The sequence below is a fragment of the Nitrosococcus oceani ATCC 19707 genome (genome assembly GCF_000012805.1).
In the GTDB taxonomy this organism is placed as follows: Bacteria; Pseudomonadota; Gammaproteobacteria; order Nitrosococcales; family Nitrosococcaceae; genus Nitrosococcus; species Nitrosococcus oceani.
Genome location: NC_007484.1, coordinates 1,999,600 through 2,015,906 on the forward strand (window position 1 = coordinate 1,999,600; position 16,307 = coordinate 2,015,906).

13 protein-coding genes are annotated in these 16,307 nt (G+C 53.8%); 7 read left to right on the plus strand and 6 right to left on the minus strand.

Annotated elements, in window-relative coordinates; genetic code table 11:
- Positions 1–48 precede the first annotated feature (48 nt).
- The 7 genes from otsB (at position 49) to NOC_RS09610 (ending at position 11,391) form a co-directional block, all read left to right on the plus strand.
- Positions 49–3,993 carry a trehalose-phosphatase gene (otsB, locus tag NOC_RS09580; protein ID WP_002810916.1) on the plus strand — a complete coding sequence of 1,315 codons (3,945 nt, stop codon included), beginning with the start codon at positions 49–51 and terminating at the stop codon, positions 3,991–3,993.
- A 41-nt stretch (positions 3,994–4,034) separates the two neighbouring features.
- On the plus strand, positions 4,035–4,673 hold the full coding sequence (gene msrA / locus NOC_RS09585; RefSeq protein ID WP_002811510.1) for a peptide-methionine (S)-S-oxide reductase MsrA: 639 nt from the start codon (positions 4,035–4,037) through the stop codon (positions 4,671–4,673).
- Between the two features lie 334 nt (positions 4,674–5,007).
- Positions 5,008–6,246, plus strand: a complete 1,239-nt coding sequence (gene fabB / locus NOC_RS09590) for a beta-ketoacyl-ACP synthase I (RefSeq protein WP_011330760.1) — start codon at positions 5,008–5,010, stop codon at positions 6,244–6,246.
- A 118-nt stretch (positions 6,247–6,364) separates the two neighbouring features.
- Positions 6,365–7,384, plus strand: coding sequence for an efflux RND transporter periplasmic adaptor subunit (locus NOC_RS09595; RefSeq protein WP_011330761.1), 1,020 nt, complete (start codon positions 6,365–6,367; stop codon positions 7,382–7,384).
- Positions 7,385–9,124, plus strand: coding sequence for an ATP-binding cassette domain-containing protein (locus NOC_RS09600; RefSeq protein WP_002811425.1), 1,740 nt, complete (start codon positions 7,385–7,387; stop codon positions 9,122–9,124).
- A 4-nt stretch (positions 9,125–9,128) separates the two neighbouring features.
- A complete protein-coding gene (locus NOC_RS09605) occupies positions 9,129–10,286 on the plus strand; it encodes an ABC transporter permease (RefSeq protein ID WP_002811499.1) in 1,158 nt (385 codons plus the stop codon).
- Between the two features lie 7 nt (positions 10,287–10,293).
- Complete coding sequence (locus NOC_RS09610) at positions 10,294–11,391, plus strand: ABC transporter permease (RefSeq protein ID WP_002811101.1); 1,098 nt, start codon at positions 10,294–10,296, stop codon at positions 11,389–11,391.
- A gap of 32 nt (positions 11,392–11,423) precedes the next feature.
- Here the strand turns inward: NOC_RS09610 and NOC_RS09615 are convergent, their stop codons facing one another.
- The 6 genes from NOC_RS09615 to NOC_RS09635 form a co-directional block, all read right to left on the minus strand.
- Positions 11,424–12,389, minus strand: a complete 966-nt coding sequence (locus NOC_RS09615; protein WP_011330762.1) for a cation diffusion facilitator family transporter — start codon at positions 12,387–12,389, stop codon at positions 11,424–11,426.
- 94 nt (positions 12,390–12,483) lie between these two features.
- Positions 12,484–12,684: an SDR family oxidoreductase gene (locus NOC_RS18195; protein ID WP_306420273.1), complete on the minus strand. Its 201-nt coding sequence runs from the start codon at positions 12,682–12,684 to the stop codon at positions 12,484–12,486.
- 372 nt (positions 12,685–13,056) lie between these two features.
- Positions 13,057–13,179: a hypothetical protein gene (locus tag NOC_RS18395; RefSeq protein ID WP_002809808.1), complete on the minus strand. Its 123-nt coding sequence runs from the start codon at positions 13,177–13,179 to the stop codon at positions 13,057–13,059.
- 56 nt (positions 13,180–13,235) lie between these two features.
- Positions 13,236–13,358, minus strand: a complete 123-nt coding sequence (locus NOC_RS18400) for a hypothetical protein (protein WP_002808797.1) — start codon at positions 13,356–13,358, stop codon at positions 13,236–13,238.
- Positions 13,359–13,486: 128 nt separating this feature from the next.
- A complete protein-coding gene (gene mgtE, locus NOC_RS09630; RefSeq protein WP_011330764.1) occupies positions 13,487–14,830 on the minus strand; it encodes a magnesium transporter in 1,344 nt (447 codons plus the stop codon).
- A gap of 106 nt (positions 14,831–14,936) precedes the next feature.
- On the minus strand, positions 14,937–16,088 hold the full coding sequence (locus NOC_RS09635) for a hypothetical protein (RefSeq protein WP_002809284.1): 1,152 nt from the start codon (positions 16,086–16,088) through the stop codon (positions 14,937–14,939).
- Positions 16,089–16,307 lie beyond the last annotated feature (219 nt).

Below are 16,307 nucleotides of genomic sequence, written 5' to 3' on the forward strand. Positions count from 1 at the left end.
CAGCTAAAGCAGGCAGTCTCCTCGCCTGATAATTTATGAATACCCCTAATGAATAGCCATAAAACGATTTCCCGTAGTCACTTCGATGCCGTTATCTTCGATCTGGATGGGGTGGTGACTCAAACCGCCCGTGTGCATGCCACCGCCTGGAAGACTATGTTTGATGACTTTCTCCAAAAACGGGCTCAAGGAAGCGAATTCCGGCCTTTCAGCGACCATGACTACCGTGATTATGTGGACGGCAAACCCCGCTACGAAGGAGTAAAAAGTTTTCTCCGTTCCCGCCATATCAAATTGCCTTACGGCAATCCTAACGATTCCCTGGAGAAAGAAACGGTATGCGGACTCGGCAACCGCAAAAATGAGATCTTTCAAATTAAGTTAAAAAAAGAAGGCGCTGAAGCCTACCAGAGTTCTGTCCAATTGATTCGGCGCCTACGCAGCAAAGGATTTCGAACCGCCGTGGTCTCCGCTAGCAAAAATTGTGGCCCAATCCTGGAATCGGTGGAACTCACTCACCTATTTGAGGTAAAAGTGGATGGTAATGATGCCGAAGCTTTAGATCTCCAGGGTAAACCCCACCCAGCCACTTTCCTGGAGGCGGCTCGCCGTTTAGGGGTGGAACCTAAACGCTGCATGGTGTTTGAAGACGCAATTGCCGGCGTTAAAGCTGGCCGCCAAGGAAAATTTGGCCGGGTTATTGGCGTTAATCGAAAAAATCAAGTGGAAGCTTTGCAAGAGGCGGGCGCGGATACTGTCATTGAGGATCTAGCGGAAATGACGCTGGTGGCCCGCTTGTGTGATCTTTCTCCAGCTCTAGAAGCCCTGGAATCAATCCAAAATAGGATTGCACAACGGGAGATCGTTGTTTTTCTTGACTATGACGGTACCCTCAGCCCCATTGTCTCCCGTCCTGAAGAAGCACACCTCTCAGCGGAAATGAACCGAACATTAAGAAAGCTAGCCGATCAATGTCCAGTCGCCATTATTAGTGGTCGAGGCTTGGCGGATGTGCGCCAACGGGTCGCCATCGAGAGTCTGTATTATGCAGGCAGCCACGGTTTTGAAATCGCTGGCCCCGAGGGCTTAGCAATGGAACAGGAGCAGGCCAAAGCCTACCTGCCCCTCCTCGATGAAACAGAACAAGCGCTCGCTCAACAGCTTGAGAATATCGTGGGGGCGCAGATAGAACGCAAACGATTTTCCATCGCCATACACTACCGGAATGTGGCGGAAGATCAGATCGAGGCGGTGGAAAAAGCGGTGGATAGGGTGCTGGGGAGCCATGACCGGCTACATAAAAAATACGGCAAGAAAGTTTATGAACTCCAACCCGCTGTGGCCTGGGATAAAGGCCAGGCGCTATTATGGCTATTGGGTAAACTCAAGCTCAATTATCCAGATGTCCTACCCCTTTATATAGGTGATGACCTTACCGACGAAGATGCTTTTCAGACTCTGGAAGAATGGGGTTTAGGACTAGTGGTAGGCACGGAGACCCGGCACACTTACGCCGAATACCGTCTAAAAGATCCCGCCCAAGTGAGGGAATTTCTCACCGCCCTAACCCGGATACTCCAGGAACGCAGCGCCTGGACACTGGCTTATCATCGCTTTGAGCCAAAGGAAGAAGGCTTGCGGGAAGCCTTATGCACCTTAGGCAACGGTTACTTCGCCACCCGTGGGGCAGCGCCGGAATCCCGCGCGGATGCAACCCATTACCCGGGTACCTATATGGCCGGCGGTTATAATCGCTTGAAAACAGCGATTGCCGGGCGCACGGTGGAAAACGAAGACCTGGTTAATTGGCCTAACTGGCTCTGTGTAAATTTCCGCCCCCTTGGCGGAAAGTGGCTTAATTTAGCCACGATGGAAATTCTCTTTTACCACCAAAAACTTGATATTAAACAAGGTCTGTTGCGCCGGGTCGTTCATTTCCGTGACCCAGAAGGCAGGGAAACCCGGGTCGTTCAGCGCCGCCTGGTCAGTATGGCTCACATGCACCAAGCTGCCTTGGAAACCGTCATTACCCCCCTTAACTGGTCTGGCACTTTAGAGGTACATTCCGCCCTAGATGGGCAAATCAGGAATTCGGGGGTAGCCCGCTATCAGGCTCTTAATAGCAAGCATTTGGAACCCGTGGAAACACGGCCTGTCGATGAACGTAGCTTTCTGCTCAAAGTACGGACCAATCAGTCCCATCTGATATTCGCCCAAGCGGCTAGGTTAGAGGTTTTCCAAAAAAACAAACGGGCGCTGGTAGAACGCCAAACGGAGGAGGAAACTGCTTATATTGCCCAAGCGTTTATCACAGAAATAACGAAGGAAACCCCTCTTACCGTGGAAAAGACGGTCGCTCTTTATACAGCCAGGGACTCTGCTATTTCCGAATGCGGCCTAGAAGCCATCAAAGCCATCCAAGAATCTCCCCGTTTTGAGAGCCTGCTTGAGGCACATCGTTTAGCATGGGAGCATCTGTGGCGGCAATTCGATATGCGGCTGGAAATTATCGACGACAGCGGCGATCATCCTATCCAACGAGTTCTCCGACTCTACAGTTTTCATCTCCTGCAAAGCGCCTCCATGCACTCCCTGGATATCGATGTGGGCATGCCTTCCCGCGGTTGGCATGGGGAAGCCTATCGAGGCCATATTTTTTGGGACGAGCTGATTATTTTTCCTTTTCTCAATTATCGTGTTCCCCAAATTACCCAAGCTCTGCTCATGTACCGCTACCGCCGCTTGCATGAAGCCCGCCGGGCCGCCCAGGCGCTGGGCTATAAAGGGGCCCTGTATCCCTGGCAAAGCGGCAGCAATGGCCGGGAAGAGTCCCAGCAGCTTCATCTCAATCCCCGCTCGGGGCGCTGGCTCCCCGATCATTCTTATTTGCAGCGGCATATCAATGCCGCCATTGTTTACAATATCTGGCAGTATTTTCAGGTGACGGGCGACCTGGATTTTCTCGCCTGCTATGGGGCGGAAATGATTTTGGAAATCGCCCGTTTCTGGGCCAGCATCGCAACCTATAATGAAACCTTAGATCGGTATGAAATTCTGGGAGTCATGGGTCCCGACGAATTTCACGATGCTTACCCAGAAATGGGGAGCCCTGGCCTCAATAACAATGCCTACACCAACCTCATGGCGGTATTCGTATTTAATAAAGCGCTGGAACTCTTTCAACTGCTCCCTGCGCAAGCGTGCCAGCAACTCTGTGAAAAACTGACTATCGAAGAATCGGAGAAAGCCCGTTGGAGAGACCTTAGCGGTAAAATGCGAATAGTATTTCATGACGATGGAATCATTAGTCAGTTCGAAGGCTACGGGGAGTTAGCGGAATTCGATTGGGAAAGCTACCGCGAGAAATACGGTAATATTCAGCGCCTGGATCGCCTGTTGGAGGCAGAAGGCGATACCGTCAACCGCTATAAAGCCTCCAAGCAAGCGGATGTGCTCATGCTATTTTACCTTTTTTCCGCGCCGGAGTTAGGCGAGTTATTCGAGCAACTCGGCTATATTTTTAAGCCAGAAGATATCCCCAAAAACATTGATTATTATCTCCAGCGGACCTCCAATGGTTCCTCCTTAAGCTGGATCATCCACGCCTGGGCCGCTACCCGCCGAGACCGAAAACACTCCTGGCAACTCTTCCAGGAAGCACTGAAGACGGATGTGGCGGACATTCAGGGAGGGACCACACCTGAAGGCATCCACCTTGGCGCCATGGCAGGCTGCATCGATCTGGTGCAGCGATGTTACACGGGACTAGAGGCGAGAGGCCAAGTGCTGCGCTTCAACCCTTGCTTCCCAGAGGAGCTAAGGCAACTTCACATGCATCTACACTACCGGGGACACTGGCTAGAGCTAGACATTTCACGGGAGAAATTAAAGATAGAATCCCTGACCTGTGGAGCAGCGCCCGTGGAAATAGAGGTCAAGGGGGATCGCTTCTCGTTTAAAGAGGGTAAGGTTAAAGAGATCGAGCTAAATTAATATTGCAACCTTATTTCTTTCGTAGAGTCTCAGATAAGGGCATGACTGAAAAAATAAAGACAAGGGAACAATTCCTTACTCATGGCTTGATGGTGCTATGCCTAGTGGTCCTTATCGGCCTGCGCCCCGCTCTGGCCCTAGAAGCAGGCAAGGCTCCTGCCAAGGCAACCTTCGCGGGAGGGTGCTTTTGGTGTATGGAGCCGCCTTTTGACAATCTCGAGGGCGTTATTTCCACCACTTCCGGCTACATTGGCGGCCACATGAAAAACCCTACTTATGAAACCGTCTCTGGGGGGAAAACGGGACATGCGGAAGCCGTCCAAATCAGCTATGATCCCAACCAGATCAGCTATGCTGAATTACTCGCTATCTTCTGGCGTAATATTGACCCCCTTGCAGAAAACCGACAATTTTGTGACCACGGCAGCCAATACCGGTCCGCCATTTTCTACCACAACGAAACCCAGCAACGGCTGGCGGAAGAATCGAAAGCTCAATTAGCCCAATCCGGCCGCTTCAATCAACCCATCGTGACGGAAATTAAACTCGCCACCCAATTTTACCCTGCCGAAGCCTATCATCAGAATTATTACCAGAAAAATCCGATCCGCTATAAGCTGTATCGTTTTGGTTGCGGCCGGGATCAGCGTCTCCAAGAACTTTGGGGCGATGCTAGCTAAAGAGCATGGAGCTAACAGGCAATATCGCATGGTTTCCCAAATCCACCAATGGCCTGGCCTGCATTATCTTCTGGGGGAGCCCTACCACAATATCCTAAACGCCTATTCAATTTTCACGTAGCCTGCTATTCTTAGCGGATTTACTATCAAAATCCACTGCAATCTTACCTAGTTGCCCTGATACATTCAGTTTTGACGCAAAGAGAGCGAAATAATTAAATTATAGATTGAGTATATAAAGTATTTTTTGCTTCTTTCATAATGCGCTTTGAAAGAATATGAAATAAAATTAAAATGCTTTAAATCCAAGGGTACGAAAAGATTTAGGAGCCAAATGGGAAAAGAACTTAGACGCGTCGTTATTACTGGATTGGGAATCATCTCCAGCATTGGCAATAACAAAGAGGAAGTCCTGGCGGCTTTGAAAACCGGCCGCTCAGGAATTGAATTCCATCAAGAATATGCGGATCTGGGTTTGCGCAGCCAAATTCATGGCTCGGTGGACATTGATATTGAGGCGCTTATCGACCGTAAAATTCGCCGCTTCATGGGGGATGGGGCAGCCTATAATTACCTGGCCATGGAGCAGGCAATCGCTGATTCGGGGCTGACTCCAAATCTGGTTTCCCATCCTCGCAGCGGGCTGATTATGGGCTCCGGCGGTCCCTCCACCAAGAATCTGGTAAGCGCGGCGGACACCCTGCGGGAAAAAGGAATCCGCCGGGTAGGACCTTACATGGTTCCCCGAACCATGTGCAGCACGAACTCCGCCTGTCTGGCAACGCCCTTCAAAATCAAGGGCATCAATTATTCCATCAGTTCCGCCTGCTCGACCAGCGCCCACTGCATTGGCAACGGGATGGAGCAAATTCAGCTTGGCAAGCAGGATATTATTTTTGCCGGCGGAGGGGAAGAACTCCACTGGACCCTGACCCATTTATTCGATGCCATGGGGGCTTTGTCTTCTAACTTCAACGAGACCCCCCACAGGGCCTCCCGCCCCTACGACAAGAATCGGGATGGTTTTGTCATTGCGGGCGGCGGCGGCGTAGTGGTACTAGAAGCCCTGGAACACGCCGAAGCCCGGGGGGCAAAAATTTACGCGGAAGTGACCGGCTACGGCGCCACCTCCGATGGTTACGACATGGTCGCTCCCTCGGGTGAAGGCGCTGTCCGCTGCATGCAACAGGCCCTTGCCACCGTGGAGACACCTGTGGGCTATATTAATGCCCATGGCACCAGCACTCCCACGGGCGACATTAAGGAATTAGAGGCCATCCAAGAAGCCTTTGCCGAGCGGAAAGAAGGTATTCCCCCCATCAGCGCTACCAAATCCCTTACGGGCCACGCCCTGGGCGCTGCGGGAGTCAATGAGATTATTTATTCACTGCTGATGATGGAAGAGGGCTTTATCGCCGCCTCGGCCAATATCGACGAGATCGATCCAGGCGCCGAAGGCTTTCCCATCGTAAAAGAGCGGATGGATGGGGTAGAACTTGAAGCTGTCATGTCCAATAGCTTTGGCTTCGGCGGCACTAACGCCTGTTTGGTCTTGGAGCGTTGTCATCATTAAACGAGTTCCCTGGCAATCTATCTACCTTCCAGTTTCTTTTGCTAGAAGCTTAACAGCCTGAAGGCCGATTTTTGAGTACCGGCACACTCGTTCCTAAAACGGGCGCCGCGAATCCGAAATGACTAAGTCAACAGCGCGCAGGCTCGCTGTTAGCATAGCCGCCGTGCTAAGCGTCCTCGGCGTGGGTAGCTATTACCTCTGGCAACAAGAACAGCATCCCCCGGCTCAATTAACGCTCTACGGCAATATTGATATCCGGGAAGTCAACCTGAGTTTTAACGTCCCTGGCCGGATTAAACGCATGCTGGTAGAAGAAGGAGACAAAACCGTCCCCGGACAGCGCCTTGCCGTCCTGGAACAGGATCGCTTCATCGACCGGGTGGCGGCGGCTCGGGCCCAACTGGAAAAGCAGCAGGCAGTAGTCGAGGAACTGGAAACAGGAAGCCGGCCTGAAGAAATCAAAAAGGCTTGGGCGGAAAAAGAGGCCGCCGAAATAGCCTTTAGCAATGCCCAGAGAATCTACAGTCGCCGCTTAACCCTGGTCCACACCGAGGCAGTCTCCGAGGAGACCGCCGATGATGCACGGGAAGTACGGGACCGGGCCGCCGCCAACCTGGAAGCCGCCCGTCAAGTATGGCAACTTGCGGTTAAAGGGCCGCGTCAAGAAGACATTCAAGCCGCCCAGGCGGAAGCACGGGCCCTTGCGGCAGCGCTGGCCCTGGCCCAGGAAGATCTGAAAGACACTGAAATTCAGGCTCCGGCAGCGGGGACTATCCGGGTACGGATTCAGGAGCCAGGGGCCATCGTGACTCTGGGCGAGCCCGTCTATTCCCTTGCCCTCAAAAATCCGGTATGGGTACGGGCTTATGTTTCGGAACCTAATTTGGGGCGGATTTACCCTGGTATGCCAGTGGAAATATTTACGGACAGCTACCCTGAATACCCCTTTCAAGGCCAAATCGGCTTTATTTCACCTACTGCCGAATTCACGCCAAAAACCGTTCAAACGCCCGCAGTGCGAACCAGTCTCGTCTATCGTTTTCGGGTTATTATTGCTAATCCCGATGAGAGATTGCGTCAAGGAATGCCAGTTACCCTCATCATCCATTTAAAAAAGCATCCAAAGAGCCATTCCTAAATGGCTTGCGCCCACGCTGTGGTCAAAATCAAGAGGGTAAGCAAGACCTTCGCCACGGTCACGGGGTCCTTGACCGCTATCGCTGAATTAAGCGCCACTTTTCCCGGCACCGGGATCACCAGCCTGGTGGGACCCGACGGGGCGGGCAAAACCACCCTGATGCGATTAATTGCCGGGCTACTGCTACCTTCCAAAGGGATCATTCAGGTGCTGGGCCAGAATACCGCCAACCAAACGGTCAAAATTCACCAGCAGATTGGCTATATGCCCCAAAACTTCGGACTCTATGAAGAACTCACAGTGGGGGAGAACCTTAACCTCTATGCTGATCTCCAGGGCCTGGGGGGCCCGGAACGGCAGCAACGATTTAAAGAACTGCTCCGCTTTACCGGACTAGCGCCTTTCCAAACCCGGCCCGCCGGCAAACTTTCAGGAGGAATGAAACAAAAGCTAGGACTCGCCAGCACCTTAATCCGCCCACCTCGCCTCCTGCTACTCGATGAACCAAGCGTGGGCGTAGACCCCCTCTCCCGCCGCGAACTTTGGAATATTGTCCGGACCCTGATCAGTGAGGGCATGGCCGTTCTGTGGAGCACCGCTTATTTGGATGAAGCGGAACGCAGCGATAGGATGATTGTGCTTGACCAAGGCCGGAAGATCTACGATGGAACGCCCCAGGACTTCATCGCGCCCCTGGAGGGCCGGAGCTTTCGCCTGTCTGCCCCCCAGGGGAAGCTACGCGCTCTTCAGCGCCAGGCGCTGGCACAAGAGGGTATCGTAGATGCGGCACTGAGTGGTCAAACCTTGCGCCTAGTGACCGCCAGGGAGGCGGGAAAACCGCGCCTTGAGGATCTTACCGGGGCAGCGGAAATCAAGGCTGTCCCGCCGTGCCTGGAGGATGCTTATATAGCCGCACTCCAACCCCAAAGAAACACTGGACCCATGGTCGGCAAAATCCAGTTGGCCAGCAATCATAGGCCACACAAGACGGAACAAGCCCCTATTCAGGTCAAGGATCTTACCCGCCGCTTCGGTGCTTTTACAGCCGTTAACAAGGTCAGTTTTTCGGTGCGGCGCGGCGAGATATTCGGTCTTCTCGGGCCTAATGGCGCTGGCAAATCCACCATTTTTAAAATGCTCGCGGGTCTTTTGCCTCCCACCGAAGGAGAAGCTTTGGTAGCCGGTGTGGACTTGCGCCGGGCCGCCGCCAAGGCGCGAGGCCGTATCGGCTACATGGCCCAGCATTTCTCCCTTTATGCCGCCTTGTCGGTCCAGCAAAATCTGCGCTTTTTTGCCGGGGTTTACGGACTCAGGGGCCGCCGGCGCCAGGAACAGATAAAAATCTTCTCCAAAGCCCTTGGCCTCGCCCCCTTGGCGGATCAGACCAGCGGTTCCCTGCCCTTGGGCTATAAGCAGCGGCTTTCCCTGGCCTGCGCCATCATGCATGAACCGGAGATCCTGTTTTTGGATGAACCCACTTCCGGGGTGGACCCCCTTACCCGGCGGGAGTTCTGGCTTCGGATCAATGAAATGGCCGAGCAGGGAGTCACAGTCCTGGTGACCACCCACTTCATGGAGGAAGCCGAATACTGCGACCGGCTCGCGATTATTTACCAAGGGCAATTAATCGCCCTGGGCTCCCCGGATGCGCTCAAGGGAGAGCAGGCAACTCCGGAGTGCCCTGAGCCCAGTATCGAGGAAGCTTTTATCCACTTGATTGAAGCCCGGCAGCCAGGCTAGCCCCATGCCTCAATCCCCCACCACGCCTTCTCATCCACCTCCCTATCTCCGGTTACAGCGGTTGCGGGGGCTGGTCATCAAGGAAACCCGGCAAATCCTGCGCGACCCGAGCAGCATCGGCATTGCCTTTGTCCTGCCCGCGATTTTATTGCTGCTGTTCGGTTATGGAGTCTCCCTAGATGCCAAGCATGTCCAAATTGCGCTGGTAGTAGAGCAGCCCACCGACACCACCGCCCGCTTTACCGCTTTCTTCATGAGCTCGGAATACTTCAAGCCGGTTTTCCTGCCTCAGCGCCAAGCTGCCGAGAAGGCCCTGCTGGCAGGAGAAGTGCGAGGCATGGTGGTGCTCCGAGAAAACTTTGCCAAGCAAATCCACCAGCAGGGGGGAGCGCCGATCCAGGTCATCGTGGATGGCGCCGATGCCAATACCGGGCGCCAGATCCTCGGCTATGTGCGCCGGGTCTGGCAGGACTGGCTCGTCTTGGAAGCCCGCCATCAAGGACTCACTTTCCAACAACCCGTCCACCAGGAGTTCCGGATCTGGTTTAATCCGGAAGTCCGCAGCCAAAATTTTCTGGTTCCAGGGTTGATGGCCATCATTATGACTCTCACCGGGGCCTTGCTTACGTCCTTGCTGGTGGCCCGGGAATATGACCGGGGCACTATCGAATCCCTTATGGTGACCCCTGTGACCCCTAACGAGTTGCTCCTGGGTAAATTGATTCCCACCTTCATCCTTGGGATGGGCGGCATGGCCCTGTCCTTTGCCCTAGGGGTAGGATTATTCGAGGTTCCCTTCCGCGGCTCCCTGTGGGTCCTTTTTGTCACTGCGGCGCTGTTTATGCTAGCGACTTTGGGGATGGGATTGCTCATTTCGACCCTGGCCAAGGACCAGTTCGTGGCGGGTCAGATTGCCATCATGGTGACTTTTCTCCCGGCTTTCCTGCTCTCGGGCTTTATTTTCAACTTGGCCAGTACGCCCTCCTGGATTCAAGCGGTTTCCTATCTCATCGCCGCCCGTTATTTCATTGAGATTCTGAAAACACTGTTTCTTGTGGGGAACATCTGGAACGTCATCGTTCCCAATGGAGTTGCGCTCTTTTTAATGGCGGGCGTCTTGCTCACCCTGAGCCGGGTACTCACCCGCAAACGGCTGGATTAAGGGGACCATGTGGGGCCGCATTAGCGCATTAATTATCAAAGAATTTTTGGCAACCTTGAAGGACAAAAGAAGCCGGGGGGTAATCATAGCTTTACCTTTTTTCCAACTGCTCGTCTTCCCCCATGCCACCACCTTGGATGTGACCTCTATCCGGCTTGCCGTCTTAAATAAAGACAGCGGTACTTTGGGGCGGGATCTAGCGGCGCGCTTTACCGCCGGGCAAGGTTTTAGGCTGGTGGCAACGCTCACCCATGATGCTGGAATCACCCCGCTGGTGAAGGCCGGGAAGGTGGATCTGGTGCTCCACATCGGCGAGAATTTTTCCCAGAATTTAAAACAAGGACTCTCTGCTCCGGTGCAATTGATTGTGGATGGCCGCAATTCCAATACGGCTTTGATTCTCCTGAATTACACCAGTCAAATTGTGGCTGACTTTAATCGGGAAATGGCCCGCCAGCCTTTGCCGGCCCACCTGGTGGAACGGGCCTGGTTCAATCCCAACCTCTTGAGCTTTTGGTCCATGCTCCCCGGTTTTCTCGCCATTATTACCCTGGTCGCGACCCTTTCCATTACCGGTTTTGCGGTGGCCCGGGAAAAAGAGGTTGGGACCTTCCAGCAGCTCTTGGTCACCCCCCTGCGCCCCATGGAGATCGTGATCGGCAAAACCATACCGGCGCTGATTATTGGCCTGGGGGAAAGTATCGTCATCCTTTTGATAGCGGTCTATGGCTACGAAGTGCCCTTGATTGGAAATTTACTGTTTCTGTACCTAAGTCTCTTTTTCTTTCTGCTTTCCAGTATCGGGACCGGATTGATGATCTCCTCCCTCGCCAGAACCCAGCAGCAAGCCCTATTAGGGGCTTTCTTTTTTATCGTTCCTACCGTAATTCTTTCAGGCTTTGCTTCTCCTATTGCCAATATGCCCGAATGGATTCAAATCCTGACCTATCTCAATCCCATGCGTTATTTTCTTGAAATTTCCCATGGCATTTTTCTCAAGGACGCGTCGGCCGAATTCGTCTTGGCACGGGTTTGGCCCATGGCTCTCATCGCCTCAACCGCTTTATTGCTTGCTGCCTGGCTATTCCGCCGCCGGCTTTATTGAGAAAAATGCGGTCCCATTCCCTCGCTTATCTTTCACTTTGGAGTTTCTCCGTCTTCCGTAGAGTCCGATAGGTCACCACGCCCCTTAAAGGATTGGGCCTCGAGGTAAATACGCTTGATTTCCGGATACGCTTGGCGGATCTTCATCTCCAGGCGATCAACAGCATTCTCGAGCTCTGCCACTGATAGATTGGGGCGGAACTTGATATCCAGATTCAGCAACACTTGGTCGGGTCCAAAATGCATCGTAAGCGGGCGGCGTAAATCCGCTACCGCCGGATCGGTGTTGGCGATCTCGTGAATGTGTCGCACAATTTGCGGGTCGGCGCTTTCTCCAACAAGCAGATGCTTACCCTCGTAAATCAGAAACAGTGCCACAGCCGCTAGGATGAGACCGATAACGATAGAAGCGGAACCATCGAAATAGTGATTATTGAGCGTGTGCCCTAAATAAACGCCTAAAAAAGCGACCACCACGCCCGCCAATGCGGCTGAATCTTCGCAAAACACCGTGAATACAGACGGATCCTTGCTGATTCTAAGCGCTTGCCAAAAGCTTCTGTCCCGGTTTTTACTAGCCAAAAGCTCTTTCAGAGCAATGATCCACGAGATGCCCTCTGCGACAAAGGCAATGCCTAAAACGATATAGCTCCAGGTAGGATCGGTTATTTCGGTGGGGTGCAGCAAGTGCGTAATGCCCTCGTAGATGGACATGCCGCTACCGATACCGAATAGGGCAATAGCAACGATCAGACTCCAGAAATAAAGCTCCTTGCCATAGCCGAACGGATGTTGCTCATCGGCCGGCTTATTACTCCTTTTTACCCCGAGTAACAACAGCAATTCATTGCCAGTATCCACCATTGAGTGGATACCTTCAGAGAGCATGGCTGAACTTCCGGAAAAGTAGGCGGCTATAAATTTGGCGACAGCGATAAAAAAATTAGCTGCTATAGCACCATAGATGACCAATAAACGTCCAGAAAGTTGAGAACGCAAAATCAATGCCTCCGCTTGGAATCAGTTTTTGATGGGTCCATTATGGGCGTGGCCGCCTGCGGCCTTGATCGTCTCGATCTTGTCCGCCATGGGCCTAACCGCCGGTCGCGAAGCCGGGAAAGAGAGCCATGCCGCCGTCCACGAACAGAGTCGTGCCGGTGACGTAATCCGAGGCATCGGAGCTGAGCCAGACCACCGCTCGGGCGATGTCATCTGGCTCGCCGATTCGTTTGTAGGGCACCAGCTTCATCAGATCAGCATAGGCTTCAGGCGTGCTCCAGGCGGCAGTATTGATAGGCGTGCAAACGCACCCGGTCCGATGCCATTGACGCGGATGCGCAGCGGCGCGAGCACACGATCCAGTAGAGCTTAAAGGGTCCGATCAAATGACACAGTTGTGGCCAGGCCGCACGCTATGAAAACGAAGCTCGGACGATCAAGCACTTGGTCGCGGGATACCAACGAAGCGGACATGGAATGGAACATCTCAACGACGCCGAAGTCACAAATCTATCACATTATACCGTCGGTTCGGTATAAGGCGATACTGCAATTTCCGATAGATCCGACGACTAAAACCGTTATGTAGCCCGCGAGCGACTTAGCGTACGATTTTTCCCGAATTCCCCGATCGCCCCTATTTCAGGAAGCAAAGCAGGGCGCTACGTCAGGCCAGTTCGATGCGCATGGTACAGCCGGCAGCGGAGGCGGCGTGCTGCACGGTATCGAGCTGTACCTTCTCGTTGTTCGGGTCCAGCAGACGATCAAGCTGGGTACGACTGGTCTTCATAGGCGCGCCATGGCGGTCTTGGTGAGTCCCTTGGCCTCCATGGCTTCGGTAATCTGCTAGGTTAGCATACGCTTGAGGGCGTGGGTGGTGGCTTCCTCAAAAATGCCTTCCTCCTTCAGGAAGTCATCGAAGGAAGAACCGATGTGTTTGAGGGCCATTACGCCCATAAATACCCGCATGCCGCCTCACGGCTGGAAGCAGTCAAACGGGTACGCTTTCTCAACGGGCAGCGCAGGATGTGCGCCCGCGTCCACAGAGTGCAAATACATGGCTGGTCCCCGCAGGATACCCCGGGAATAAGCCTGGATCAGGGGCTCAGCACCGTCGTTGCAATCCAGAAATAGACCAACACACCGACTGCATCCGATATCGTTGTGACCAGCGGCGCACTTGCCGTTGCCGGGTCAAGCCGCAGGCGGCTGAGCAGAAAGGGCAGTGACATGCCCGCCAGGCTGCCAACAATGACGACTAGTAGCATGGTCAACCCTACGACTAGCGCGATCTCGGAATCGCCGCGCAGCAACCCAACCGGGAAAACAAGTAGCGCCATCGTCGCCCCCAGCGCGAGCGCAATCAACAGTTCACGCAGGATCAGGTCGCGCCAGTCCTTCAGCGCCACGTCGCCCGTAGCCAGCGCCCGCACCATCAGGGTTGCCGACTGTGACCCAGCATTGCCGCTGCTATCAATTAACAGCGGAAGAAAAAATACGAGCGATACATAGGCCAGGATCGTATCCTCGAAGAATGCGATCCCCGCGCCCGAAAACAGATTTCCAAACACCAGCAGCGCAAGCCAGAAAATCCGTTTCCTGTAAAGCACGCCCATGCTGGCCTCGCGCACGCTTTGTGAAAACGGGAGGACAGTAGCAATCTTGTGGAAATCCTCAGTCGTTTCCGCCTGCATCGCGTCGGCGGCATCGTCATGGGTGACGATGCCGACCAACCTGCCGTCCTCATCAATCACCGGCAGCGCCAATAGATCATAACGTTCAATCATCCGCGCGACATGCTCTTGATCGCTATCTAGCGCGACGGACACCGGAGCATGGTCCATGATCTCTTCAATCCGCGTATCGGCGGCGGCCAGAATGAGTTGGTGCAGCCGGATGGAGCCGATCAGGTGGCGCTCGCGATCCAGGATATAGGACCGGTAGATGGTTTCCTTCTCGGGTGCTTCGCGCCGCAACAACTCAATTGCCTCATGGGCCGTCATATCAGCGGCAAGCGTGGCATAGTCCGAGGTCATAATCGCCCCGGCGGTGCCTTCAGCATAGGCTGACAGACGACGAATATCCTCGCGCTCTTCTTGCGCCAGGCCGCGCAGCAGCCACTGTTGTTCCTTCGGCGTTAAATGATTGAACAAATCGGCGCGGTCATCCGCATTCATCTGGGTGACAATTTCCGCCAGGTCGCGCCGGTCCAGCCGGCGCGCAAGCGCTACCTGCGTATCCGGTTGCAGGTAGCCGAACGTCTCGGTCCGCCGCGGCAAGGGTAGCGCAAGAAGCTGTTCCTGCGCCTCCTCGCATGGAATTTCCTCCAGCCAAGCAGCTAGATCGACCGCATACGCCGTCTCAATGAAATCACGGAGTGTCCCAGGCGCAGCATGGGCCTTAGGGATCGCATTGCTTGGGTTCTCTTCATTCTTTCTCATCCAGATACCACCGCTGCGGAGCAAAGAGACAGAAACTGCAACATTGGCAACTCGACATCTGATGCGCGGACCCTATAGACCGCCGGAATAAACCTTCAAAGACTAATCAAAAACGATAGATGGCGGCGGCGCCAGTCTGTGTTGGCATTCGTTCACTGGGGACGATCACAACTTCGCCGCTGGTCTTGAGCACATGCTCGCCGAGATCATCGAGCACATCGTCAATTTCCGGGTTACTCAAATTATCAGTGGTAATTTGACCGCTTGTGGCATCAATATAACCGGGAATTAAACGGTCGGCCTCGATCAATAACGTTGCAATCCGCCCGGCGATGGCGGCCGTGGCGATCTCGCTAAGGTCATCCGCGCCCTGCCCCTTTGCAGCCGCCGCGCCAAACGATTCCACCAAACCGGCTAGCCGCTCAAGGTAATAGGGCTGCACCAATTGCCATGCGCGTTCACGCAACGCATCAAGCGATAACGCCTCTGGGTTAGTGTTAATACCTTCGCTCATTAGCAAAGGATTACTGCTAATGGCGCGAAACAGATGATGGTGCTGAGGTAGCGCCGCCAGTATTAGGCGCTGTCCCAATGGTTGGGAATAATGCTTCAGCACTACTTCATCCACAGCGCGAAAAAATAGTTGGGTGTTGCGATCCTCAACATCTTGCTTTACATCGGTGCCGTGCCGCGCTGCGGCACCGGGCCGCCCAGCAGAGCTGTATGCGCGGTGAGCGCCTTCACGATCACCCTCATCTTTGCCTTGTTGTTCATCGATCACTTGCGCCGCGCTTTCAATGAGCTGAATCTCATCCAGCGCATCGCGATTGCCCTCGAACATCTTGAACGCGTGCCGGCTCAAACCAAGAATCTGGTAGCGATCGGCCGATTGCACAATGCGCATGAGCGGCTTGGTATGAAAGCTGTCGGCGACAACCGATAGCTCGACAACTGGCCGCTGCAGTCTATACACGCGGAACAGCCCAGGCGCACTCAGCACCGCCAGCCCGTCTGCGGTATGATTCCAGAAAGACCGATCTTCGGCTAAGTCCTCAAATGGGCGCAGTAGCGCCGTAATATCACGAGACGGATACTTCTTGCGCAGGGATTCCTCCATTTCCTTCACCAGATTGCGGAAGCGGATCGGGTCCTGGGTGTTTTCAGGATGCTGTCGGTGCGTCGGCTGATAGAGCGAGAGACAAGGCGGCTCGTGCTTGTCCAGCAAAATAGCTGGGTAATCTTGCGTTAATGAGTTCATTGTCGTAGACCTCCAAATAAGTGCTTGTAAAACAGGGTAAAAGCGCGAGAGTTAATTCAACTACGGAATAATTTAGGATTTCGTTCGATAAATCTATCGAGCCAAATGTCGAACAGTGAGCGCTCCCGTCGTTTCATGCTCCACCAGCCGAAACCACTTATTGTGAGCGCGCCCAAGGCGTCGACTATCAGGTCCCACATTGTATCAGTTAGCCCTGAA

Excerpts from the sequence above, each read along its gene's own strand:
- otsB (WP_002810916.1), top strand. The coding sequence starts at position 49 with ATGAATAGCCATAAAACGATTTCCCGTAGTCACTTCGATGCCGTTATC.
- msrA (WP_002811510.1), top strand. The coding sequence starts at position 4,035 with ATGACTGAAAAAATAAAGACAAGGGAACAATTCCTTACTCATGGCTTG.
- fabB (WP_011330760.1), top strand. The coding sequence starts at position 5,008 with ATGGGAAAAGAACTTAGACGCGTCGTTATTACTGGATTGGGAATCATC.
- NOC_RS09595 (WP_011330761.1), top strand. The coding sequence starts at position 6,365 with ATGACTAAGTCAACAGCGCGCAGGCTCGCTGTTAGCATAGCCGCCGTG.
- NOC_RS09600 (WP_002811425.1), top strand. The coding sequence starts at position 7,385 with ATGGCTTGCGCCCACGCTGTGGTCAAAATCAAGAGGGTAAGCAAGACC.
- NOC_RS09605 (WP_002811499.1), top strand. The coding sequence starts at position 9,129 with ATGCCTCAATCCCCCACCACGCCTTCTCATCCACCTCCCTATCTCCGG.
- NOC_RS09610 (WP_002811101.1), top strand. The coding sequence starts at position 10,294 with ATGTGGGGCCGCATTAGCGCATTAATTATCAAAGAATTTTTGGCAACC.
- NOC_RS18395 (WP_002809808.1), bottom strand. The coding sequence starts at position 13,179 with ATGAAGACCAGTCGTACCCAGCTTGATCGTCTGCTGGACCCGAACAAC.
- NOC_RS18400 (WP_002808797.1), bottom strand. The coding sequence starts at position 13,358 with ATGCGGGTATTTATGGGCGTAATGGCCCTCAAACACATCGGTTCTTCC.
- mgtE (WP_011330764.1), bottom strand. The coding sequence starts at position 14,830 with ATGAGAAAGAATGAAGAGAACCCAAGCAATGCGATCCCTAAGGCCCAT.
- NOC_RS09635 (WP_002809284.1), bottom strand. The coding sequence starts at position 16,088 with ATGAACTCATTAACGCAAGATTACCCAGCTATTTTGCTGGACAAGCAC.